The sequence below is a fragment of the Spirulina subsalsa CS-330 genome (assembly GCF_028330765.1).
Lineage (GTDB): Bacteria > Cyanobacteriota > Cyanobacteriia > Cyanobacteriales > Spirulinaceae > Spirulina > Spirulina subsalsa_A.
In genome coordinates this window covers 1-21891 of the sequence record NZ_JAQMTY010000094.1, presented here as the reverse complement: position 1 = coordinate 21891, position 21891 = coordinate 1, and the positions used below count along the sequence as shown (strand labels likewise).

Here is a 21891-nt window from a genome sequence, read left to right as displayed (position 1 = left end):
ACTCTCCGCAATTTGACAGAAATTGAGCGCCTAAAACGAAAAACTATAGCTCGCTGAAAATAAGAAGCGCACCCCATCCCCCGCACTCCCCGTTAGATCACTCAGTGCAGGCACAATCACGAAGGATTGATCGGGAAACGGCACGATCGCCATGCCGATGGTTAAATCTTGCCCCGTCCATTCGGCGATCGCACTTGACCCCGCCGTCAGCCGCAGCGCCACACTCCCAAACAGTCCAACGCTACTCTCATCCGCCAACACATCCGCCTCAGACCGAAACTGACCATTTCCCAGCCCCACCGACAGATAGAGTTGACTGAGGGGATCGGTAATTTGGGGGCGAAGGGTGAAGCGTTGGGTGGCAACACCGTAGAGGGAGGCCGCGCTATCGGTGTCGCCAAAGCGGGCGATGGACTGCATCCCAGCCGCCACGACCAGATCGGGATTCAGTTGACGGTGCAGTTTGAAATTAAACGCCCCATCACTCCAGGGGCTATCCAAATCCACCAAAACCAGCCCTAATTCCAGCCCCACCGTTTCGCGGCTATCCCCAAAGCCAATTTTGGCCCCGATCACCCCATCACCTTGGTCACTAAAGCGCGATCGCGCCTGAACCCCCACCCCCACCGCCAGATCCCCCTCACTTGCGCCATAGGCCGACGGCGTAATAATCGCAATATTCGGAGTAATGCGCCGCTCGGTCGTGGATTGGGTGTCCGGGTTGCCCTGGGGCACGAGGGGTAGGATCTGGGGCTGAAAGGGTTGGCGGGGCACAGATTGACGATGGAGGGGAAGGGGTGGGGGTTCGGGATTCCCTTGGCTGAGGATCGCGGGTTTGGCTTTGTGCTCCGGTTTTTGGAGGGAGTTGAAGGCGGTGGGCTGGTGGGGGAGGGTTTGGGCCGCCATGGGTAGCGCGATGGCAAGCCCCATAAGCATAGCAAGGGGAGACAGGACGTAATATCGACCCCAGAAACGATCAGACAAGACAGTCATGACACAACACAGAATGAAGAATTAGCCTACATGCATAATCCTAATCGGATTGAGAGTGCATGACCTCACCAGCTTCCAGCAACCAACCGATCACGCCGCGAGCACGTCTTGAATTGCGGTTTGGGCGGTGGGGTATTGGTAGGTAAACTCTAAATCACCCACGGCCTTGGGTAACACCTGCTGCCCTTCGAGCACCACGATCGCACCATCACCGAGTAGGGTTTCAATCACAAAACTCGGCACGGGCAACCACGACGGCCGCCCCATTTCCTCACCGAGCACCCGGCAAAAGTCTTCCATGCGTAGCGGATTCGGAGCCGTGGCATTGTATACCCCGCTCATCTGCGGGTCTTGGAGCGCCTTGAGGATTAAATTCACCACATCTTCACGGTGAATCCAGGAAAACCACTGTTTCCCCGTCCCAATCGGCCCCCCGGCAAAGAGTTTAAACGGGGGAATCATTTTTGCGATCGCCCCCCCATTGCCCAACACAATCCCAAACCGAAAAATCACCGTGCGCACCCCCGCCGCTGCTGCCTGCTGGGCCGCCGCCTCCCAGCCTTGGCAAATCGACGCGAGGAAATCATCCCCCGGTGCGCTGCTTTCCGTAAAGGTTTCCGCCTCACTCGTGCCGTAATAGCCAATCGCCGACGCATTGATCAAGACGGGCGGCTTGGGGTCGGCTTGGTGAATCGCCTCGACAATCTTTGCCGTCCCTTCGATCCGGCTCGTCTTAATCTCATGCTTGCGGGCTGCGGTCCAGCGCTCCTCTGCGATCGGCGCACCGGCCAAATTCACCACCGCATCACAACCCGCGATCTGTTCTTGCCAGGCTCCCGATTTTTTCGGCGTATATTCCACAATGTCCACCGTCGGAAATGCCTCGCTGGGAAATGTCCGCCGGGCTTTTTCCCCATGACGCGAAAACACCACCACTTGATGCTGATCTGCCGTTAGTTTTTCGACTAAACGACTACCGACAAATCCCGTTGCTCCGGTAATTGCAACCTTCATATTACTCCCAAATTAATCGCTACTAAAATATTGATGATGTTAAATGGTTAAATCGCCATCTTTTTAAAACCAAGGACGTTAAAAACGGTCATTCAGCCTGTTATCGATCTTCATATCCCATTCCGTTCGCTTCTGCATATCGCTCTAGAAATCGCATCACCCGATCCCAGTCTTGAGGCGATTCGATATCAATTTGACAGTCCGCACCGAGAATATCATCTTCTTCATCGGGGCTAACGCGAAAGCGAAAGGAGGAGGGGGTTGCATTGATTTCCCCTTCTTCATCAATCAGGTGAACTGTGCCGGTAAATCGTTTCGTAAAACTGTTAAAGAGATCAACAGCTTGGAGGGTTTCAAATTCTAATAAAATATTCCGAATTCCTGATGTTTTACCTTGCCGTAGTCGAATGTTTGTGAGTGTTTCAGGTATCCCTTCAAAGAACTCAATGCGAGGTTCCACTGTGGCCATGGGTTTGATTGCTGAAATTGACAGGAGGGTTAGTGGTTTGGAGGTCTAAACTGTTTGTTAATCTGGGTGATCACCAATATAGCGATCCTAAATCAATCGGAGATCTGATCTCCTCATCAACAAGGGGCTTCAGCCCCTTGCCTATTCATGAATCGCATAGGATTGCTATATCAAAAAATGGAAAAGGGGCGCAAGAGTTGCGCCCGATGTTTTCCAGCCTCAGCCGCCAATTTATTCGGCTTCGCCGCCTTGGAGTTTTAAAAGGAAAAAGCCTAGTCCTAAGCCCACTAAGATGAGGGTAAAAGACAACACAGCGGCGTTAATCATGAGATCGTGAGCGTTCATGCTGTTAAACTCCGTAAATGATCGATTGATAATGAAATTTCGCTTAATGTTCCATTGTAGGGGAAGTTGGAGGCGGAACCATGCTTAATCAGCGGGGGGAGAGATGAAACGATCGCAGCTCATCATTCCAGTGGGAGATCCGGCGGGGATTGGCCCGGAAGTGGTTTTGAAAGCCTTGGCCGATCCGGCGATCGCGTCTCGGTGCGGGGTGACGTTGGTGGGGACGCGATCGCACCTCGAAGCCACCTATCACGCCCTGAACTGCGATGATCTGGCCGATCCGGCTCAGTTTCCCGTCATTGATTTGCCCTTGGATCATGCTGCGATCGCCGGGGAGGGTAGTGCAGCGACCGGGGCGGCGAGTTTTGCCTACCTTGACCGGGCGATTACGGAAGCGATCGCCGGGCAATACGCGGGTATCGTCACCGCCCCGATCGCGAAACACCTCTGGCAGGCGGCGGGGCACAATTACCCCGGCCAAACGGAGGTTTTGGCGACGCGAGCGGGGGTGGAGCGGTTCGGGATGGCGTTTGTGGCGCGATCGCCCTACACCGGTTGGCAACTGATCACCCTTTTGGCCACCACTCACATCCCCCTCCGCGCCGTTCCTGATGTGCTCACCCCGGATCTGATGGGCCAAAAATTGGATCTGCTCCTGGACTGTTTGACCTGCGATTTTGGCATCACTGCGCCGACCGTTGCGATCGCGGGACTCAACCCCCACAGCGGCGAAGCGGGCAAACTCGGCCACGAGGAACAGGATTGGCTCATTCCCTGGCTGGAGCGAGAACGGCGCGATCGCCCCAGCGTCAAACTCATCGGCCCCGTCCCCCCCGATACCCTGTGGGTTAAGCCCGGTCACGCCTGGTTCCGTGATGCCCAAATCCCCGGCCTCGCCGATGCCTATCTCGCCCTCTACCACGATCAGGGCTTAATCCCGGTGAAATTAATGGGCTTCGACCAAGCAATCAACACCACCATCGGTCTGCCCTTTATTCGCACCTCTCCCGACCACGGCACCGCTTTCGACATCGCCGGGCGGGGCATGGCCAATCCCGCCAGCATGAAAGCCGCGATCCTCCTTGCGGTGGAACTGGCCGAACGTCGTCAGGGGCGATAGATTCGGCCGAGGGTGCGATCGCGCTCAATTTCCACCACAAGATCCGTTAAGAGGGGATTTTTCGTGAGGGGTGTGATGAACAGTTCCGGGTGGAGGGCTTGCCAAAAGTAGGCGACGAATTGTTCAATGTCCGCGTCACTCATGCCGGGTTTCCCCTGGGCGATCATCTGGTGTTCGGCATCTTTGCGCCATTGTTGGCTCAGGCGATAATCCACGGGATGGAGGATGAGGAGGCGATCGAGGCGATGCCAGAGGGGGACATAGTCAAGCAGGCGATCGTTCATGTCGCGGGCAAAGGTGCGATCGCGCTCCGTCACAATCGGCTCCGGCGGATTGTCAAACACCCTCGGATCAATTGGTCGCACCCCCACACACCACCCCTCAAAAATCACCACATCCACCCCATCGATCACCTCTGGCGCGGCTTTATCCCCCAACCCCCCGATCGCTGACTTATCAAAACGCGGCACAATCACCGGTAAACGGCGATGAGCTTGGCGCAATTTATCGAGCAAATCAATCCCGATCGCCACGTCATGGGTTCCCGGTGGCCCCCGCCAGATTAAGCGCGGATCGGCTTGTTGAAGCTGTTGGCGTTCAACATAGGACTTGTAGAGGTCATCGAGGGAAAACTGCACCGAGCGGCAATCGAACGAATCTAGGATCAGGCCAAGAATGCGGGCGAGGGTGGTTTTGCCCGTACCTTGACTGCCGAGGATGCCCTGCACGACGGGACGGCCTAGGGTTTCGCGATCGCGGCTTAACGTTTGAGCCAGGGGCAGCCAAAGATTCCACAAATCGGCGGCAATGCGATCGCGATCGGTGAGGCCGAGAGTGTGGCAGTACGGCAGCAGGGTCGGCAACAGGGTGCAAAAGTGGTGCGATCGCGCCTCAAACTCCGCCGTCTGGGGTGCGATCGTCAGCGCCCCCGCTGGATCAGCCTGGGCCTGTGCAGTGGTTAGATAGCGTTGCACCTCATCCGCTTGGAGCATAGCAAACACATTATCGTCAGGTGATGATTGTGATTGTATCGAGTCTTTGGGTTTGTTTCGATTTCCTCAATCATTGGGCAGTCCGACCCGAAAATAATTTGCTAACATACCCTGTACATCTTGACCGGTTACTCAATCATTCAAGCTGATCCAGAATCGGTGTTGTGCTTTAGAATCCTGGACTTCAGCACCCAATTTTCGCCCCTATGAAACTCCGTAATCTTGTTCGGAACGTGAGACGGTGGTATGTAGAGACCCCAGAGCGGGCCTTAGATGAAGCATATCAAGCAGCATTGAAAATCAAAGCCATTGAGGACGAACATTTTCAGGGTCAAGCGGTGGGGTTCGCGACGGAATCGGACTACAGCGATCGCGTCCTCTCCTATTTCAAAGCCGAAGTTAAAAACAACATCACCACGATTAACGTGCGTCTGGCGGAATTTCGCGCCACGCGGATCTTCTTGGGGGGGAGCGATCGGCCCACCTCCCTCTTTTACGACACCACCATCCAAGAACGCTCCGCCATCATCATCGAAAAACTCAACTTCATCGACGGCATCCTCGCCCACTACAACCCCAGCCAACCCGACCCCAAAAAAGCCCTTTCCCTCACCACCATCCCCCCTCAATCCCAAGCCGCCGTCCCTCAAAATCCTCAAAAAAAGAACTTTTGGGGAAAATCATCCCCCCCGGTTCCTGTTTCGTCTAGCGATCGCCCCGCCAAGCCCAACCTCTCCAGTGCCGCCGAAAAAACCGGAGCCGTCCCCCGCTCAATCCTCAACACCTTCAGCCGCGTCAAACGGGAACTTGACCCCCAATCCCTCGGCACCGAAGGGGAAGTGGTGCAAAAATTCCGCCAAGCCCGCGATCGCACTGCGATCGCCGTTAAATTCCTCCTCCTCTTGGTGATCATCCCCCTCCTCACCCACCAAATCACCAAAACCTTCCTCATCGCCCCCCTGATCGAGCAAAACTTCTTCTCCCACACCAGCGACATCGTCTTCCTCAACCAAGACCTCCAAGCGGAAGCCTTCGTCGAACTAGAGCAATACGAAAAAAGCCTCCGCCTCAGCACCATGCTCGGCCTCACGCCCCCCCTTTCCGAGTCAGAGCGCGAAGAAAAAGTCAAAGAAAAAGCGATCGAAGTCGCCGAGGAATATCGCCACGAAGGAGCCAATGCCGTCTCCAACATCTTCGCCGACCTCTTCTCCCTCGCCGCCTTCGCTGGGGTCATCGTCGCCAGTCGCCGCGAAATTCAAATCCTCAAAGACTTCATCGACGAAATCATCTACGGCCTCAGTGATTCCGCCAAAGCCTTTTTAATCATTCTCTTTACCGATATGTTCGTCGGATTCCACTCCCCCCACGGTTGGGAAGTCATTCTAGAAGGCATCTCCCATCACTTCGGCCTCCCCGAAAGTCGCGAATTCAATTTCCTCTTCATCGCCACCTTCCCCGTGATCCTCGACACGGTTTTAAAATACTGGATTTTCCGCTACCTCAACCGCATTTCCCCCTCCGCCGTCGCCACCTATAAAACCATGAATGAATAGATTTCGGGCGATGCAAGCATAGGCTGAGATGAATTTAAGCTCTCCAATCTCAAGGTTTAGCGTTGACACAGGTTGAATCATCTTGCTATTATCCTATTAATACATCTGCCACACCTCTCCTAGACGTGTCAACTGGCAGATTTTTTCAGCATTTAGTACATTTATGCAGTATCAAAAGCCCTCTCTCTCGTTTCGAGAGCAGATTGAACGGCTACAAGCTCGCGGATTAATTATTGAAAATCTAAATATTGCAGAAGAGACCCTTGCGCGAATTAGCTACTATCGCCTGAGTGCCTATACCCGCTTTTTTCAAGATGAAAAATCGCAACAGCATCAATTTAAAGACGGTTCAAAATTTGAAGATGTGATTCGATTTTATGAATTTGATAAGTCTTTGAGAATGCTTGTATTCAATGCGATTGAGTCGATTGAAGTTGCTGTTCGTACTCAGGTGATTTATCACTACTCCCAAGTGTATGGCTCTCATTGGTATCTTGATCAAAGCTTGTTTAAACATCCCGATTTTCATCAATCATTGATTAACGAAATTACAGAATACTGCCAAAAGAAAAATGTAGCAGTGTTCGTTAAGCATTATCGTCAAAAATATTCGAGTCCAATGTTACCACCGTGCTACATGGCTCTGGAAACTATTTCTTTCGGGAAACTCTCGAAATTGTTGAAGGAATTAAATCCATGTGATGCTTGTCAAAACATTTATGATTATTTTGGTCTTACCTATAAAGCACTCATATCTTGGTTGCATTCTCTCTGCTATATCCGAAATATCTGTGCTCATCATGCCAGACTTTTGAATATTTATTTACCGATTTCTCCCAGTATTCCTAATACTTTACCTTGTCTATGGCTCAGAAGATCGACAGTTTCTGATCTTCGGCGCAATGGCAAAAATGATTTCTTTATTGCCCTTTGTGTCATCCAATATCTACTGAATGCGATCAAAGCAAAGCATCATTTTTCAGGCTTTCTACATCAGACTTTAGCCCAGTATCCATCAGTTCCTATTGCTACAATGGGATTTCCTGAATATTGGTGTAATGAACCATTATGGAACCATGAATCATCTAGTGTTCTGCGCTGATTCCTTAGCGAAAGCGACAGGTGACGCGGCCGAGGAGGTGCGATCGCGCCACCGGGCCAAACTGACGACTATCGGTACTTTCTGCTGGATTATCGCCGTAGACCCAAAATTCATCGCCTGTGGGTGTGGGTAAAATTTCCCCCACCCGCTTCACCATCTGCAACGTGGGCCGTTGGGGATGCTGCACGATGACGAGGTCACCCACTTGGGGCGATCGCTGCCGATAGGCCCCCGGATACACGAGTACTTCTTCCCCCGGCTCCAACAGGGGCAGCATCGATCGCCCCTCCACCCGGAACCGCCGCCGCCGCCGCAAGACCCACCGGCCAAATTCCCATCCGGAACAGTCTGGTAATGCCATGTGATGCGATCGCCCCCAGTCCCAAAAAAGTAGGGATAGCCCAGCGACTATCCCTGCGTCCATCCATCAGGCGGAATTACACCCCCTGAGGGTTGAGTGATTTAGCTAGCGGTGACCCAAGCCACGTCTTTGCCTTTGCTGCTCCAGAACATGGTGTGAATCTTTTGCACCGCCGCCATCAGTTCTTCGGCGTGCTCTTTGCTCACTTCCACTTTGCAGGCGGAGCAGAGTTTGGTGGCTTTCCAGAAAGTGTCGTGGAGGTCGGGGAATTGTTCGAGGTGAACGGGTTTGAAGTAGTCCGTCCAGAGGATGAGCAATTCTTCTTTGGTTTTTTGGGCTTGCTCTTCTTTGATGGCGATGTAGCGCGAGAGGGTGTTTTGGTACTTCACAGCATCACCGTCAGATTGCAAGTCCAAAATCTTCTTGGTCATGGATAATACGGCTTCAGCCGTGATCCGGGCTGCTGAGGGATCGTAAACGCCGCAGGGGCCGTCGCAGTGGGCTTGAACCGCGTTGGTAGCTGGTGCTGCTTGCTTGAGGGTAGAAATGATGTGCTTCAGCATAAAAATTGCGTTGAGATTATTGAAGTTTAGTGAGGTTGAAAGGTTAATTTCAACAGGATGAAGAGGGCAAAGAATCCCCCATCCCCCCATCTAGCTTAGTTGTTTGTTGTAAACCTCGACAAGGGGGGCAGCATTTCGGGGAGGATGGGCTAATGTCGCCAGCGGGCGCGATAGCTGCGGGCATCGATGTGGCAGAGGTGGGGAAATCGGGTATAGCGACCGAGACCGCCGGGCCACCAGGGGTCAAGGAGCCAGTAGAGTTGATTGCCGCTCAACCCTTCGCAGACGAAATCGATCGCATCGCCGACGATGTGGCGGCTGTTGCTGACTCCACCGACGGCGCGGTTGATGTGGGGCGGGCGGTACCAACTGGTGATGAGGAAGGGACGATTGACGCGATCGCGGGCCCGTTGGGCCAGTTCTGCAATCCGGACGATCGCATCAACGGTGGTTTGGCTGGTGGGCATCCGCGTGCCGCCTTGGGTGGCTTCCGTCCAAGTGAAATTGCCGTTGGGGACGATGCTGAGGGTGAGTTCAATGGTTTGGGGTGTCCAGCGATCGGGGCGTTGGGGGATGATCAGGGCGGGGGTTTCGATGGCGGGGGGGTTTTGTTCGAGGCGTTTGAGGTCGTCGGTGAGGGCGCTCAGGGTTTGCTCACGGGTTTTCAGGCCGCGCCAGAGTTGGACAAGACGGATCAGGGCTTCGCGTTGTTGGTGGGTTTCGCGGTAGGCGAGGGGGATGCGGCGCACGAAGTTGAGCAGTTCGCGATCGAGTTCCGTGGCGATCGCACTTAACGCCCCTTGATCCGATCCCGCCGCGTTGAGACGTTCCGGGTCAATCCCCAAGGCAGCGAGGGCCGTTTGTCGTGAATTCAACTGTCGCCAGACCCGAAACCCTTCGGTGAGGGCGTTCCGTTGCGCCCCCGTGCCTTCGTAATAGCGAGGGATGCGTTGGGTAAAGTCGAGCAGGGCGGGGTCGAACAGATAGAGGTCAGAATCCGGGCGGGTGCTTTCGGCCAGGGAGGCGATCGCGGCTGACCGGCTCGGTAATTGTCGCCAATATTGCGTCAACCGCAGCAGGGCTTCCCGCTGATGAGGAAAACCCGCGTAATAGGGCGAAATCCGTTGGATGAATTGTTTAAGGGCGATATCAAGATCATCTTCGGCAAACTGCTGGATCGATTGCTTTGTTTCGCGGGCAAGGGATTCCACCGCCGCCCCTTGGCTGTCCAGTTTGCGCCAAATCCGCACCACTTCAATTAAGCCCCGCCGTTGGTGGGACAGACCCAAATAATATTCCGGGATGCGATCAATCAGGGCCAAGAGTTGCGGGTCTAGCTCGGCTTGGGATTCGGGAGTCCAGTCTTGCTCGATGTCGTCGAGATAGGCATTTTGCAACGCGGTCGGGTCGCAGGTGGCGAGGGTTCCCACGGCGGTATCTTCTACGGCGGGGGTATAGCCGCCGGCAATGACGGCGAGGAAGCGATCGCTGTACCGCCCCTGGGCCGCCTCCCAAAGATCGCTACTTTTCCAACCCTGGTCAATGAGGCGATCGGTGAGGGTGCGGATCGTGTTGGCGGCGTATTGGACTTGGAGGGCAAAGGTATCAAGGGGCGGGTCTGTGTGGGTCACGCCGAGGCCTGTTTCATCACCTTCGAGGGTAGGCGATCGCTGCACCTGATCCAACGCCGCCAAAATCGACTTGTGAATCCCCGTGCGCTCGGCCTCTAGCACATAGTAGTAATTGCGTTGATCGAGGGTCAAGATCGCCATATCCCGCTGCTAGTCCTAAAAGTGAAGATGCCATCAGAGTGCAAAAAAGGCCTGACCGAGATCAAGCCTTTTCATGATAATGCCAGATTGATGGGGCCGTTAGAGCTTATTGCGCCACAGGATCAGCGTCCTCCGCAACCTGGGCCACAGTCTCCACTGCCGCAGCATTAGCCACATGGAATAAGTCCGTTTGGGTGATCGAATTATTCGCCAAGGTGAGCAGCGGATTCGACAAAATCCCCGCCAAAGAGGTGGTGATCAAGGAAAACACAATCCCCACTTGTAAGGGGCGCATCCCCGTTAAATTCCAGCGGATCGGGGGGTAATTTTGCACCGCATCGGACATTTCCTGCGGCTCTTTCACCACCATCATCTTAACGACGCGGATGTAGTAGTAAATCGAGATCACACTGGTGACCAAGCCCAGCAACACTAAGCCATAGAGACCCGCTTGCCAACCGGCCCAGAAGAGATAAATCTTGCCAAAGAAGCCCGCCATGGGGGGAATCCCACCGAGGGACAGGAGGCAAATGCTCAACGCCAAGGTTAAGAGGGCATCTTTTTGATAGAGTCCGGCGTAGTCGCTGATTTGATCCGTCCCGGTGCGCAGGGAGAAGAGAATCACACAGGTAAACGCGCCCAAGTTCATGAACAGGTAAATCAGCAGATAAAACACCATGCTGGCGTATCCGGCTTCGGTTCCGGCGATCATCCCCAACATCACAAACCCGGCTTGGGCGATGGAGGAATAGGCGAGCATCCGTTTCATGCTGGTTTGGGCGAGGGCGACGACGTTACCCAGGATCATGCTCAGGATGGCGAGGGCGGTGAAGATGAAATGCCATTCCACCGTGACGGATTCAAAGGCGGTGAGGAGCATCCGCAGGGCGAGGGCAAACCCGGCCGCCTTGGAGCCGACGGAGAGGAAGGCCACCACCGGCGTGGGGGAGCCTTCGTAGACATCGGGAGTCCATTGGTGGAAGGGGACAGCGGAGATTTTAAAGGCAATCCCGGCGATGCTAAAGACGAGGGCGATCGCTAACCCCAAGGCTTGGTCACTATCGCCTTGGGCCAACTGGGCCGCAATTTGGGCGAGGTTCGTTTCTCCCCCGGATAGCCCGTAGAGCAAGGACACGCCATAGAGGAAAATCGCTGAACTGGCCGCGCCGATCAGGAGATATTTCAAGGCGGCTTCGTTGGAACGGGGGTCGCGCTTGGTGTAGCCCGTCATCAGGTACGAGGAAATACTCAAGGTTTCCAAGGACACAAAGATCATCACCAGGTCATTCGCCCCAGAGAGGAACATCGCGCCGAGGGTGGCGGTAAGCATGATCGCCATGAACTCCGCGAGGGAGGTTCCTGATTGTTCGATGTAGCGGATCGACATCAGGATCGTGATCACCGTGGACAGGGCGATGATGCCTCGGAAAATGACGCTGAGGTCGTCACTGTTGAAACTGTCGAAGAAGGCAAGGGGGTTAGGATTATCCCATTGCAAGACGAGGGCGGCGACGGTGGCGAATAGGCCCGCGATCGCCACATAGGGAAGCCAGGATGACGCTTTGCGCCCCACAATCAGATCAATGACCAGCACAGCCATCAACGTGACGATCACCAGCCCTTCCGGAAGAATTGCCCCAGCATTAAGCTGCGCGGCAAGATCGTTAGACAAATCCATAAAAATTTAAGCCGTTTTCGCGAACACTGCACGGTGCGGGCCCCAAGCCCGTCCATGGCAAATTGTATCGTGTTGCGGGGGAGGTGTCGCAATTCTGGGCGCAGACGGGTATTGTCAGGACTTACGCAAATTTCTGGCCAATCTTTCAGTTTTTCGTTGAGGCAAGGGGCTTAAGCCCCTTGTTTGTGTGTGTCCCTGCGTAAGTCCTGATTATTCAAACTTGCGTGGGGTCGCTATCTCGGCAGTCCGGTGGACGATTCCGGCTGTGATGAGAATTGGTGATTGTCCCCTTTATTAATAGTTATCGCTGACGTAGCGCAGGATGCCGTCAGCGATCGCCCGCGCCATCTGATCCCGAAAGGCCGGATCAGCCAAACGCGGCGCATCCTGGGCCCCGGTCACAAACCCCACTTCGACTAAAATCGATGGCATTGAGGTATTGCGCAACACGTAGAACCGCGCCTGTTTTACGCCCCGATTGCCAATCCGGATCTGACTGAGGATGGACTGATGGACGGTGGCGGCAAAGTTACGACTCCGGCTGCTGAAGTAGTAGGTTTCGACCCCATTCACATCGGGGCGGCTCATGCTGATGGCGTTGGCGTGAATGCTGACAAATAGGGTGGAGCGGGCGCGATTGGCCATGACTGCCCGTTCTTGCAAGCTGATAAATCGATCATCGGATCGCGTCATCAATACGCTAACTCCGGCCTCGGACAAAATCCGGGCCACTTCCAAGGAAATCGGCAAGACGACATCTTTTTCCTGAAGCCCCCCAATCCCGATCGCGCCTGGATCGCGGCCACCGTGGCCGGGGTCGATGGTGGTGAGGATGCGGGCATTGGGAACGCGGAAATCTCCCGGATTGGCGGTGGGGCGTTGGGAGGTGGGGGTGGTGCGCTCTGGGGGTGGGACGGGAATTTGGACGACCTGTTCATCGCTGGGGAGGGGGACGGTGGTGCGATCGCCGTTGAGCACCTGGCCGCCACTGGGGACGATCGCAATCCCGGCCCGACTCACCGCCGCCCGCCAATCCGGGCCATCGGCAGCAACCGTAAGCCGGATCGCGTCGGGTTCAAACCGGATCGTGTCCACACCGTAGCGGTTGATCAAAATGGTTTGGTTTTGGAGATTGTCGGGGATGCGATTACCGCGAATTGACACCGCGATTTCCTTGCGATCGCCACTGCGGCGCACCGTCGCTTGGGGCTGGGCTAGCTCCGCCAACCGCACAAAAAAGCCATTTTGAGTCACTTGAAAATTATCCAACCCCGTCACTGGACTTTGGTTGAGATCAATCCGCTCCGGTGGCGGCAACGTCACTTGCCACTGCCGATCCGATGTGCCGCGAAATTCCACCCGTTCCGGATCGAGGGTATAGCCGGGGGCAAGTTCAATCACCAGGCGGGTGGTACTGGCGTTAAATTGACCAATCCGCACCTCGCGAATCGTGCCTCCCACCCGTTGGGTGACGGTGGGGCGGCTGAGGATCGTACCCGGTAAATCAATAATCAACCGGGCCGGGTTGGCAATCAGTTTGGCAGTGGGTTGTACCCCGTCATCAGTGGTAAACCGTAATTGATTGGCACGATGATCAAATTGCCAGGAGGTCAGCCGACCGGCTTCGGCAGGAGATGCCCAAAGGACAAGGCCCAAGAGCGAAAGTGTCAACCAGCGTAATGTCACAGGAATGACTCCAGTATTGAACGTGTGTGTGAGTGAGTCGGATCAGAATTTCAGATCATAGCCTACCGTGAGAATCCTATATTTCTCATGGGGGGGATGGGGATTTTCGCCAGAGACTCCCGAATCACACTAAAATGAACGACGGTTCCTAGGGGCAAAAAGTACGGTGGCAGAGGTTGTTCTTGACAAGATTTATAAGCAGTTTCCGAGCCAATCGGGAGCAAAAAATCAGGCTGTCAATGTGCTACGGGGAATTGATTTGCAGATTCGGGATGGTGAGTTCATGGTCTTGGTGGGGCCGTCGGGCTGTGGCAAGAGCACGTTATTACGGATCTTGGCGGGGTTAGAAACTCAGACGGCGGGTAGTATCACGGTGGGCGATCGCACCATTCACACCCTCCCCCCTAAAGACCGAGATATCGCCATGGTGTTCCAAAGCTACGCCCTCTATCCCCATCTGACGGTGTTTGATAACATCGCCTTTGGCCTGCGCCGCAGCATCGCCCACCCCAACACCAAAGCCGCATTGAACCATTGGGGGCGAGAGTGGTTAGGGGCGGCCACGCGGTCATTACCGGCGGCGCTACGCTATCAATCGGAGCAGGAGCGACAGGTGGCCGCCCGCGTGCAGGCGGTGGCGCAACAGTTGCAAATTGAAGAATTATTAACCCGGCTGCCGAAACAGCTTTCGGGGGGACAAAAGCAGCGGGTGGCCTTGGGGCGAGCGATCGCCCGTAATCCTCAAGTGTTTTTGATGGATGAACCCCTGTCAAATTTGGACGCGAAACTCCGCAACGAAACCCGCGCCCAGATCGTCCAACTCCAGCGCAGCCTCGGCATCACGACGATCTACGTCACCCACGACCAAACTGAAGCGATGACCATGGGCGATCGCATCGCCGTCATGAACGGCGGCGAACTGCAACAGATCGCGCCCCCCCTCGAACTCTACAACAACCCCGCCAACCGCTTCGTCGCGGAGTTTATCGGGTCGCCGCCGATGAATTTTCTCCCAGTGCAGATCAGTGCGCCGAGTACCCTGGTTTTAGGACAATTCCGCTATACCTTACCCCCTGAATGGGGCGATCGCCTCGCATCCTACGGCGGCCATACCCTCCTCCTCGGCATTCGCCCCGAACACCTCCACCTCAGCCCCGCCGCCACCAAAAACATCGCCGTCAAAGTCGAACTCGTCGAAGCCCTCGGCAATGACACCTACCTCACGGCGCACCTGATGGAATTTCCCCAAGCCCCGATCCGGATTCGCATCCCCCCCGATCATCCGGTGCAATTGGGAGACGTGCTCTGGTTTGCGATCGCTCCCGATAAAATTCACTTCTTCGACCCCAAAACCCACCAACGTCTCTGCTAAAGATCAGAAATATAGCTGTAGTCAGGTTGCCTAGGACAAGGGTGTGTCTAGGAACAAGGGGCTTAAGCCCCTTGCCCGTCCTCACGATATCGACCACTGCCATAGTGTTTCTGAGTCGGGGCGCGATCGCCTGCCTCGAAAAATCAGCGTGAACAGGCTAGGATGAAATACGCTGTGGATCGGTCTCACCTCCTTATGACGATTTGGATTAATGAACAACTCGACCCGTCGGGCATGGTGCATGCCTGCATTGCCTGCTGCGATCAAAAAGCCGCTGAAGATTGCCATGCTTCGTTCGTGGACAATTTGACGGATAGCCAGAAAGCGGCGGGATGGACGGCCCAACTGCGGACGGTGGAATCGTGGGATGAAGTGCCGGTCAATTCCCTAAAACTGGGGTAGAGCACCGCTGAATCTAGTACAGCGTCAATGCCAAGAATTAGGATGTTTGTAGGGTGCTGTTAGCGAAGCGTAACGCACCGTCACGTTGAGCGTTGGACATTCAAGACAATCCGAATCGTAAGTCTTGACGCTGCACTCGGCAAAATGGGCTGTTTGTTCTCAGTTAACAGCTCCGTTGCGCCAATGCCATTAGGGTAAAGTTGAGAAAGATTTACCCGATGTTGGTTATGTTAAGTCGTGTTGCGAATTCGATCTATTGGCTCAATCGCTACATTGAGCGGGCGGACAATATTGCGCGGTTTGTGGATGTGAATTTGAATTTGATGCTGGATTTGCCCAGTCATTTAGCGCAGCAATGGCATCCGCTGGTGATTACGACGGGCGATTCAGAGTTTTTTAAAGCGCGTTACGGCGAGGCCACGGCTGAAAATGTGATTCAGTTTCTCACCTTTGATCCGGACTATCCCAACTCAATTCTCTCGGCGTTGCGGGTGGCGCGGGAAAATGCCCGCTCCATTCGTGAAATTATCTCCTCGGAAATGTGGGAGGACGTGAATAATTTTTACCTGATGGTGAAGGATGCCGAGTCGGTTAAGCATATTGACATGATGCCGGATTTGTTTGCCCAGGTGAAGCGCTATAGCCATCGGTTTGCGGGGGTGATGGATGCGACGATGACCCACAATGAGGGCTGGCATTTTGGCAAGATGGGGCGTTTGTTGGAGCGGGCGGATAAAACGATGCGAATCCTGGATGTGAAGTATTTTATTCTGCTGCCGTCGGCGGATTGGGTGGGAACGCCTTTGGATCAGTTGCAGTGGATCGCGTTGTTGAAGTCGGCGAGCGCCTATGAAATGTATCGTAAGCAGCAAAACCGGATTAATCCGACGGCGATCGCAGAATTCCTGATCCTCGATCGCCACTTCCCCCGCTCGATTAACTTCTGCATTTCCCAAACCGAAAAATCCCTCTACGAAATCACCCAAACCCCGATGGGAACCTGGAACCGCTCCCCAGAACGCGCCCTAGGAAGATTATCGGCACAATTAGGATATTTAGTGATTGAGGATGTCATTGAAGACGGCCTCCATGAGTTCCTCGACCAAATGCAAGGGTCAATCAACAATATCAGCAATGAAATTGCCCTGACGTTCTTCAATACTGAACCCGTCTTGGCGTAGCCCACCTGCGCCCCTGAGCTTATGATTCCCCCGGTTCAGCCTGGTCGCAGGACGAACCGGGGAACATTCGGCCTATGCAGCAACGGAATCTGGCGTGGGCTTTTGGACTTCGGGATCTTGTTCATGTTCAACCCGGAACACCGTGGCGTAGAGGTTGGCGATAATCTGTTTACCGGATTGGGTGAGGTTGAGGAATTTCAGCGCCGTCGGTAAGTAAGGGTGAACCGCTTTCCAATAGAAACTAGGATAGTTGGCACGGAGATCCCCCGGTGTTTTGTAGCCTAAAAATTGATTAGTGCCGATTTCTTCAAACTCATAGAAAAGGGCGGGAATTTTTTGGAGATAGCGGGGGTCGCTGAGTTGGCCGATTAAATCTGCCGCTCGCACCAGACCGGGATAGTGATAGGTGTCTTTGTGGTCTTCATCGGCGGGAACAGGAAAGCGGGTGAGTTCGATGCTTTCTTTGAGTAATTCCGCATCAATCAGTTTGTGACCCCCAAACCGCTCTTGAACAAAGAGTTTGCCGCGATCGACATGGTAGGGGGCGAGGCTGGCATCGCTAGCACCGGGGGGCAGTTGAATTTTACTGTCGCCGATGCCGGTGGCGTATTGGTAGTGGAGGGGGTCGTCGGGTTGGCATACGCCTTTGACGTAGCCGATGTCGTGGCAGAGCAGGGCGATGTGAAAGTGTAGCCAATCTTCGGGGGTGGTTCCGCCTTCTTTAATATGTTTGCCGCGCAGAATTTCTTGACCGACGAGGGTGACAAAAATGGTGTGTTCAACGTTGTGATACAGGGCATCGCTGTTGGCGATATTTTCCAGGGCCATGGCTGCTGCCCAGGCAATGATCTCGGCGTATTCCGATTTCCACCCCCCATAGGTGCGGCGATAGCCTTGGGTGAGTTGTTGGACAAGGTTGTCAATGAGGAGATTGGTTGCCAAGAACATGGTGAATCGGCGTGATAGGGAAAGATTATTGCTTATTTTAACGTGGGAGATTTGGCGCGACGGTAAAGTTTAGTGGATATCATTTTTTCGTTCAGGGAATGAAATCCTTGGAGCAAGGGAATGTTGTTTATCTTCCCCGACTTCATCGATGAGTTGATCGAGCCAATCAACTAGATTTTGGTACTCTTCCCCATTCGAGGGGGTCTCTAATGCATTAGCAAAAGGCTGCCACAATTTTTGTGTTTCAGGAATAGTTAGCATCATCATGGTTTCCATTTACCTCGATTCTATTCAGCATGGGTGAAGCTGTGTCTAGGGAAACCGGATGAGGCGCGATCGCACCCTCCCCCCGGAGATCGCCTAGTGGAGGAACAGGGTCAAAGATCCGGTTTTGGGTTGAGGGGCTGAAGATCCGGGAAAACAAATTGTTACAATATATTTCAATCCTTAATGCGCACCGGTAGAACCCATGGCTGAGGCTTCCCTCTCTTCCCTTCAACAACAATTCACCGTCCCAAGCGATCAAGATCCCATGCGGCGCGAAATTGGGCATTACGATCCTGAGGCGATCATGTCCTTTTATCGCCAGCGACCGTTCCAGGTGTTGGGGCGACTGTGGGATATATTGGTTCCCTTCCTATGGTTTGGATTGCTGCTGTGGTGGGACAAAGTGACCGGATCGGCAGAGAAAAAGAAACGCCGCCGAGCGGTGCAACTGCGCGACACCATCACCAAATTAGGGCCCACCTATATCAAAGTGGGGCAAGCCCTCTCGACGCGCCCCGATTTAGTCCCGGCGATCTATATGGAGGAGTTGGCGCGGTTGCAGGATCAATTGCCGCCCTTTGACAATGCGATCGCCTATCGATTTATTGAAGAAGAATTGGGCGATCGCCCCGAAGCCATCTACGCCGAACTCTCCTCCCAACCCGTCGCCGCCGCCTCCCTCGGCCAAGTCTACAAAGGCAAACTCAAAACCGGCGAAACCGTCGCCGTCAAAGTCCAACGCCCCGACCTCCTGCGCCGCATCACCCTCGATGTCTACATCATGCGCAGCCTCGCCCTCTGGGCCAAAGCCAACATCAAACGCATCCGCAGCGACTTAATCGGCATCGCCGACGAATTCGCCGGACGCATCTTTGAAGAAATGGACTACAGCCAAGAAGGCCGCAACGCCGAAGAATTCGCCCGCCTTTATGACTACCTCCCCGAAATCTACATCCCCTCCATCTATTGGGACTACACCGGGCGGCGCGTCCTCACCATGGAATGGATCGAAGGCACCAAACTCACCAACATCCCCGCCATCCAAGCCCAAAACATCGATGCCACCTACCTCGTAGAAGTGGGGGTCGCCTGCTCCCTGCGCCAACTCCTTGAACATGGCTTTTTCCACGCCGACCCCCACCCCGGCAACCTCCTCGCCACCCCCGACGGCAAACTCGCCTACCTCGATTTCGGCATGATGAGCCGGATCAAACCCTATCAACGCTACGGCCTGATTGAAGCGATCGTCCATCTCGTCAACCGTGATTTTGAAGCCCTCGCCCATGACTATGTGAAACTCGACTTTCTCACCCCCGACACCGATCTAGAGCCGATCATTCCTGCCCTCAGTCAGGTATTTGGTAACGCTCTAGGGGCCAGTGTGGCGGAGTTGAATTTCAAGAGCATCACCGATCAAATGTCGGAAATGATGTATGAATTTCCGTTCCAAGTTCCGGCCTACTATGCCTTGATTATTCGCTCATTGGTGACGCTCGAAGGGATTGCGATCGGCATTGAACCGGATTTTAAAGTGCTCAGTAAAGCCTATCCCTACGTTGCAAAACGCCTCCTTACCGATCCATCCCCTGAATTACGCAACTCTTTAAAAGGTCTTCTGTTTAAAGATGGTGGCTTTCGCTGGAATCGCCTCGAAAATCTCCTCCGTAATGCCCGCAATTCCGCTGATTATGATTTCGAGCAGGTGTTATCTCAAACCTTAGATTTTCTCTTTTCCGATCGCGGTACCTTCATCCGCGAACGTCTTGCCGATGAGATCATTCAAGCCGTGGATACTTACAGCCGCCGCACCTTTTTTAATATGTCCTCTCTCGTCCGGCAGCAGGTGGGCTTAAAAGCGGTGGAAATGCCGGGAGATTTACAGGAGGGAGACGCTCAAAGTAATTTTGAACATCTCAAAAACATTTTTGAAATTCTCCGCGAAACCCAAGGTTTTGATCCGATGGCAATCTTGCCCCTGCTCCCCCAATTGCTCGCCAAACATGAAATGCAGGAGATGGGACAACAGATCGCCAATGGTCTAGTGCAGCGGGTGGCGGCTCGGTTGATTCGCCAATTGTTGCTCGATGAAAAGCCGATTCAGACGGTTACCGTAGAACCCATAGGGCGGCGATCGCTCCCCGCCGCATAATACTGGACAGCGATCGCACTCAACAATGATTTGCAAAATGGCGATCATTTAGGTGCGATCGCTATCAAACCACTTAACCTCTGACGTTCACCCACTTGATAGCACTGTGGCAAAAGCAAGCTAACGTTATGTGTTTTGTCTTTCACTTGAACGGGATGTACTCAACTGCATTCATCCATTCATCGGGTTCTGAGGCTTTGGCAATCAATTCTAAATCTCTGACAAACTGACCAATCGTACCTCCAAGTTGATGACCGAAGATTAGTCCAGAAAACTGCTTTCCTTCTACTTGCCAGATTTCGGCTAAAACGCGAAATCGAATGTCTTGGGTAAACAGAACTCGATTGAGTTGAGTTACCCTTAACAAAAGCTGATCATCAGCGAGTTCGTTGCATTCATCTTCAAATGCCGTCAATATATCTACACCTCGACGGCGCAACTGATCAGTAATAGCTTGAGGAATATGAACATCCATATACAAAGCAATAGCCACTTACAGCAGCCCTCTAGCTTTCATTCTGGTGTAAAAAGGTGATCTAGCTACTTGGGTTGTACTAGTTTGCACCTGCTCCCATTCTTGGGTGATTTCTCGGTCGATTTCTTCCTGATGGTCAAAATAGTAGCCCATTGCCGCATGAGCTTCGGCTGGTTTTAAGTAAAGGTGCTGTCGGCATATTTCCTCGACAGACCAACCATAGGCAAGATAATCCATGACAATTTGTGCGACTCGAACACGTGGCGATCGCTGTAATCGTGCAGGCTGATTCTCTAGCTTCTCGATGTGTGGATAACTCAGGGCTAGCATACTAATTTCATTTCTACCTAGCTTGCTATATTTTTACAGTATAGTCTTTACTGCCACTAGCAAGTAACTTTCCATCAGGGCTAAAGCTGACGGACATTACAGGTTTATTCTGTCCCGATAACTCACCTGTTTGTGTTTTATTTTTTACATCCCACAGTTTTACTCTGCCATCATCACCTCCACTAGCAACTATTTTTCCATCAGGGTTAATCGCCATTTCATAGTTATTACGTTTTTTTAGGATGTAAAGCCTTTTTAAAGCATAGCAAATCGTCCGCTGCATTTGAATTGTTATGCCGCGTCTGTACTGATTTCTAGAAGGTGCGTTACATTTCATTACGGCACTCTACAAGATGGGCGATCGCACTTACTACTGAGATCTCTCAACAGTCCGCTCCAACCGGGTTGTTATGCGTGTTTTCTACGTCTAATTTCATCTATTAAACTCATTTTCGCTAGCTCTTCGTAACTATCTATTGAATGCAAGAATGCAACATTCTTATCATTAGATTTATCTATCAAATCTATAAGAGCATCAATATTGTTGAATTGTCTTTCAGATAGTGATTCAAAATCACCAATTATATTTTCTCTTGTGTTGGTATTTATATAACTGAAAAACTTGCCCATTAAACCAACAAAAATATCTGAGGCTTGAATAAACAAATCGCTCTGCGAATCAATAAAAGAATAATTTTTTATCTCTTGATTTTCATCAATAATTGTGTATTTTGAAATAATTTCTAGAACACTTAACTCATTATCAAAAATATGACTTGAATCCTTGAATAGGTATATAGGTCTTATATAAAATTGTGAGAAATTTTCTATTAATATATGATCCTCCTCGTCCATTACAAACGGAAGTGATTTCTTTTTCTTTGCTTCTTTGAGTATTTGTCTGAGGGATTCTAATCCAAAATGGAATTCTTGTGTGTTAATGTATTTATCAAATATTGAAATTAGTTCTTCAATAAATTCTAGAAGGTATCTGTAAAGAAAAGATTAAACAGTAAGGCGTTTGAGCATTAAAGAGGTCATGGCTTGATAGACGAAACACTCACTCATTTGGGGAAGGCGCTCATAGTCTTTACTTAAACGGCGATGCTTACCCAACCA

23 protein-coding genes and 1 pseudogene are annotated in these 21891 nt (G+C 52.8%); 7 read left to right on the top strand and 17 right to left on the bottom strand.

Going from position 1 to position 21891, the window contains the following annotated elements:
• Positions 1-30 precede the first annotated feature (30 nt).
• The 4 genes from PN477_RS06305 to petM all read right to left on the bottom strand — a co-directional run bounded on the left by PN477_RS06305 (position 31) and on the right by petM (position 2821).
• A complete protein-coding gene (locus tag PN477_RS06305; protein ID WP_272118294.1) occupies positions 31-930 on the bottom strand; it encodes a hypothetical protein in 900 nt (299 codons plus the stop codon).
• A gap of 153 nt (positions 931-1083) precedes the next feature.
• Entirely contained in the window at positions 1084-2007 is a 924-nt protein-coding gene (thyD, locus tag PN477_RS06300) for a thylakoid membrane protein ThyD (RefSeq protein ID WP_272118295.1), read from the bottom strand.
• A 100-nt stretch (positions 2008-2107) separates the two neighbouring features.
• The gene (gene psb28 / locus PN477_RS06295) at positions 2108-2476 is read right to left on the bottom strand and encodes a photosystem II reaction center protein Psb28 (RefSeq protein WP_072621172.1); all 369 of its coding nucleotides are present in this window, start codon (positions 2474-2476) and stop codon (positions 2108-2110) included.
• A gap of 231 nt (positions 2477-2707) precedes the next feature.
• Positions 2708-2821, bottom strand: a complete 114-nt coding sequence (gene petM / locus PN477_RS06290) for a cytochrome b6-f complex subunit PetM (RefSeq protein WP_072621173.1) — start codon at positions 2819-2821, stop codon at positions 2708-2710.
• Between the two features lie 103 nt (positions 2822-2924).
• Between petM and pdxA the strand changes: the two genes are divergently transcribed.
• Complete coding sequence (gene pdxA, locus PN477_RS06285; protein WP_272118300.1) at positions 2925-3941, top strand: 4-hydroxythreonine-4-phosphate dehydrogenase PdxA; 1017 nt, start codon at positions 2925-2927, stop codon at positions 3939-3941.
• Here pdxA and PN477_RS06280 read toward each other — a convergent pair.
• The gene (locus tag PN477_RS06280) at positions 3929-4933 is read right to left on the bottom strand and encodes a glycerate kinase (protein WP_272118318.1); all 1005 of its coding nucleotides are present in this window, start codon (positions 4931-4933) and stop codon (positions 3929-3931) included. The two genes, pdxA and PN477_RS06280, sit on opposite strands and share 13 nt — an antisense overlap.
• A 206-nt stretch (positions 4934-5139) precedes the next feature.
• Here PN477_RS06280 and PN477_RS06275 point away from each other — a divergent pair, with 206 nt between their 5' ends.
• Entirely contained in the window at positions 5140-6486 is a 1347-nt protein-coding gene (locus PN477_RS06275) for a proton extrusion protein PcxA (RefSeq protein ID WP_272118301.1), read from the top strand.
• A 163-nt stretch (positions 6487-6649) separates the two neighbouring features.
• The gene (locus PN477_RS06270; protein ID WP_272118302.1) at positions 6650-7588 is read left to right on the top strand and encodes an Abi family protein; all 939 of its coding nucleotides are present in this window, start codon (positions 6650-6652) and stop codon (positions 7586-7588) included.
• A 4-nt stretch (positions 7589-7592) separates the two neighbouring features.
• On the opposite strand, the gene sodX is transcribed toward PN477_RS06270, so the two are convergent.
• The 5 genes from sodX to PN477_RS06245 all read right to left on the bottom strand — a co-directional run bounded on the left by sodX (position 7593) and on the right by PN477_RS06245 (position 13648).
• Positions 7593-8012 (bottom strand): nickel-type superoxide dismutase maturation protease, encoded by a 420-nt coding sequence (gene sodX, locus PN477_RS06265; RefSeq protein WP_272118303.1) that lies wholly within the window; start codon positions 8010-8012, stop codon positions 7593-7595.
• A 38-nt stretch (positions 8013-8050) separates the two neighbouring features.
• Positions 8051-8512, bottom strand: coding sequence for a superoxide dismutase, Ni (gene sodN / locus PN477_RS06260; protein WP_272118304.1), 462 nt, complete (start codon positions 8510-8512; stop codon positions 8051-8053).
• Between the two features lie 149 nt (positions 8513-8661).
• Positions 8662-10284: a D-Ala-D-Ala carboxypeptidase family metallohydrolase gene (locus PN477_RS06255; RefSeq protein WP_272118305.1), complete on the bottom strand. Its 1623-nt coding sequence runs from the start codon at positions 10282-10284 to the stop codon at positions 8662-8664.
• A 106-nt stretch (positions 10285-10390) separates the two neighbouring features.
• Entirely contained in the window at positions 10391-11962 is a 1572-nt protein-coding gene (locus PN477_RS06250; RefSeq protein WP_272118306.1) for an NAD(P)H-quinone oxidoreductase subunit N, read from the bottom strand.
• 294 nt (positions 11963-12256) lie between these two features.
• A complete protein-coding gene (locus PN477_RS06245) occupies positions 12257-13648 on the bottom strand; it encodes an N-acetylmuramoyl-L-alanine amidase (protein ID WP_272118307.1) in 1392 nt (463 codons plus the stop codon).
• 166 nt (positions 13649-13814) lie between these two features.
• Between PN477_RS06245 and PN477_RS06240 the strand changes: the two genes are divergently transcribed.
• The 3 genes from PN477_RS06240 (at position 13815) to PN477_RS06230 (ending at position 16603) form a co-directional block, all read left to right on the top strand.
• Positions 13815-15020: an ABC transporter ATP-binding protein gene (locus PN477_RS06240; RefSeq protein WP_272118308.1), complete on the top strand. Its 1206-nt coding sequence runs from the start codon at positions 13815-13817 to the stop codon at positions 15018-15020.
• 195 nt (positions 15021-15215) lie between these two features.
• On the top strand, positions 15216-15422 hold the full coding sequence (locus PN477_RS06235) for a glycogen debranching protein (protein ID WP_272147093.1): 207 nt from the start codon (positions 15216-15218) through the stop codon (positions 15420-15422).
• Positions 15423-15649: 227 nt separating this feature from the next.
• A complete protein-coding gene (locus tag PN477_RS06230) occupies positions 15650-16603 on the top strand; it encodes an alpha-E domain-containing protein (RefSeq protein WP_272118310.1) in 954 nt (317 codons plus the stop codon).
• Between the two features lie 72 nt (positions 16604-16675).
• Here PN477_RS06230 and PN477_RS06225 read toward each other — a convergent pair whose 3' ends face one another.
• Entirely contained in the window at positions 16676-17551 is an 876-nt protein-coding gene (locus tag PN477_RS06225) for an Npun_R2479 family HD domain-containing metalloprotein (protein ID WP_272118311.1), read from the bottom strand.
• Between the two features lie 69 nt (positions 17552-17620).
• A complete protein-coding gene (locus PN477_RS06220) occupies positions 17621-17818 on the bottom strand; it encodes a hypothetical protein (protein ID WP_272147092.1) in 198 nt (65 codons plus the stop codon).
• A 202-nt stretch (positions 17819-18020) separates the two neighbouring features.
• On the opposite strand from PN477_RS06220, the gene PN477_RS06215 reads away from it, so the two are divergent.
• The gene (locus tag PN477_RS06215) at positions 18021-19967 is read left to right on the top strand and encodes an ABC1 kinase family protein (protein WP_272118313.1); all 1947 of its coding nucleotides are present in this window, start codon (positions 18021-18023) and stop codon (positions 19965-19967) included.
• A gap of 142 nt (positions 19968-20109) precedes the next feature.
• Here PN477_RS06215 and PN477_RS06210 read toward each other — a convergent pair whose 3' ends face one another.
• From PN477_RS06210 to PN477_RS06190, 5 genes and pseudogenes are all read right to left on the bottom strand, one after another.
• Positions 20110-20460, bottom strand: a complete 351-nt coding sequence (locus PN477_RS06210; RefSeq protein WP_272118314.1) for a DUF5615 family PIN-like protein — start codon at positions 20458-20460, stop codon at positions 20110-20112.
• Positions 20461-20772, bottom strand: a complete 312-nt coding sequence (locus tag PN477_RS06205) for a DUF433 domain-containing protein (protein WP_272118315.1) — start codon at positions 20770-20772, stop codon at positions 20461-20463. It lies immediately after the preceding gene.
• A gap of 25 nt (positions 20773-20797) precedes the next feature.
• Positions 20798-21055 (bottom strand): WD40 repeat domain-containing protein, encoded by a 258-nt coding sequence (locus tag PN477_RS06200; RefSeq protein WP_272118316.1) that lies wholly within the window; start codon positions 21053-21055, stop codon positions 20798-20800.
• Positions 21056-21180: 125 nt separating this feature from the next.
• Positions 21181-21627 (bottom strand): hypothetical protein, encoded by a 447-nt coding sequence (locus tag PN477_RS06195; RefSeq protein WP_272118317.1) that lies wholly within the window; start codon positions 21625-21627, stop codon positions 21181-21183.
• Positions 21628-21777: 150 nt separating this feature from the next.
• Positions 21778-21891, bottom strand: a pseudogene (locus tag PN477_RS06190) (IS5/IS1182 family transposase); the annotation flags it as partial.

What these genes read in the sequence shown, in the direction of transcription:
- PN477_RS06305 (WP_272118294.1), bottom strand. Translation starts at nt 930, where the DNA reads ATGGGGCTTGCCATCGCGCTACCCATGGCGGCCCAAACCCTCCCCCAC.
- PN477_RS06255 (WP_272118305.1), bottom strand. Translation starts at nt 10,284, where the DNA reads ATGGCGATCTTGACCCTCGATCAACGCAATTACTACTATGTGCTAGAG.
- thyD (WP_272118295.1), bottom strand. Translation starts at nt 2,007, where the DNA reads ATGAAGGTTGCAATTACCGGAGCAACGGGATTTGTCGGTAGTCGTTTA.
- PN477_RS06275 (WP_272118301.1), top strand. Translation starts at nt 5,140, where the DNA reads ATGAAACTCCGTAATCTTGTTCGGAACGTGAGACGGTGGTATGTAGAG.
- sodX (WP_272118303.1), bottom strand. Translation starts at nt 8,012, where the DNA reads ATGGACGCAGGGATAGTCGCTGGGCTATCCCTACTTTTTTGGGACTGG.
- PN477_RS06280 (WP_272118318.1), bottom strand. Translation starts at nt 4,933, where the DNA reads ATGCTCCAAGCGGATGAGGTGCAACGCTATCTAACCACTGCACAGGCC.
- PN477_RS06225 (WP_272118311.1), bottom strand. Translation starts at nt 17,551, where the DNA reads ATGTTCTTGGCAACCAATCTCCTCATTGACAACCTTGTCCAACAACTC.
- PN477_RS06250 (WP_272118306.1), bottom strand. Translation starts at nt 11,962, where the DNA reads ATGGATTTGTCTAACGATCTTGCCGCGCAGCTTAATGCTGGGGCAATT.
- psb28 (WP_072621172.1), bottom strand. Translation starts at nt 2,476, where the DNA reads ATGGCCACAGTGGAACCTCGCATTGAGTTCTTTGAAGGGATACCTGAA.
- PN477_RS06215 (WP_272118313.1), top strand. Translation starts at nt 18,021, where the DNA reads ATGGCTGAGGCTTCCCTCTCTTCCCTTCAACAACAATTCACCGTCCCA.
- petM (WP_072621173.1), bottom strand. Translation starts at nt 2,821, where the DNA reads ATGAACGCTCACGATCTCATGATTAACGCCGCTGTGTTGTCTTTTACC.
- sodN (WP_272118304.1), bottom strand. Translation starts at nt 8,512, where the DNA reads ATGCTGAAGCACATCATTTCTACCCTCAAGCAAGCAGCACCAGCTACC.
- pdxA (WP_272118300.1), top strand. Translation starts at nt 2,925, where the DNA reads ATGAAACGATCGCAGCTCATCATTCCAGTGGGAGATCCGGCGGGGATT.
- PN477_RS06195 (WP_272118317.1), bottom strand. Translation starts at nt 21,627, where the DNA reads ATGGACGAGGAGGATCATATATTAATAGAAAATTTCTCACAATTTTAT.
- PN477_RS06230 (WP_272118310.1), top strand. Translation starts at nt 15,650, where the DNA reads ATGTTAAGTCGTGTTGCGAATTCGATCTATTGGCTCAATCGCTACATT.
- PN477_RS06205 (WP_272118315.1), bottom strand. Translation starts at nt 20,772, where the DNA reads ATGCTAGCCCTGAGTTATCCACACATCGAGAAGCTAGAGAATCAGCCT.
- PN477_RS06270 (WP_272118302.1), top strand. Translation starts at nt 6,650, where the DNA reads ATGCAGTATCAAAAGCCCTCTCTCTCGTTTCGAGAGCAGATTGAACGG.
- PN477_RS06200 (WP_272118316.1), bottom strand. Translation starts at nt 21,055, where the DNA reads ATGCAGCGGACGATTTGCTATGCTTTAAAAAGGCTTTACATCCTAAAA.
- PN477_RS06235 (WP_272147093.1), top strand. Translation starts at nt 15,216, where the DNA reads ATGACGATTTGGATTAATGAACAACTCGACCCGTCGGGCATGGTGCAT.
- PN477_RS06220 (WP_272147092.1), bottom strand. Translation starts at nt 17,818, where the DNA reads ATGATGATGCTAACTATTCCTGAAACACAAAAATTGTGGCAGCCTTTT.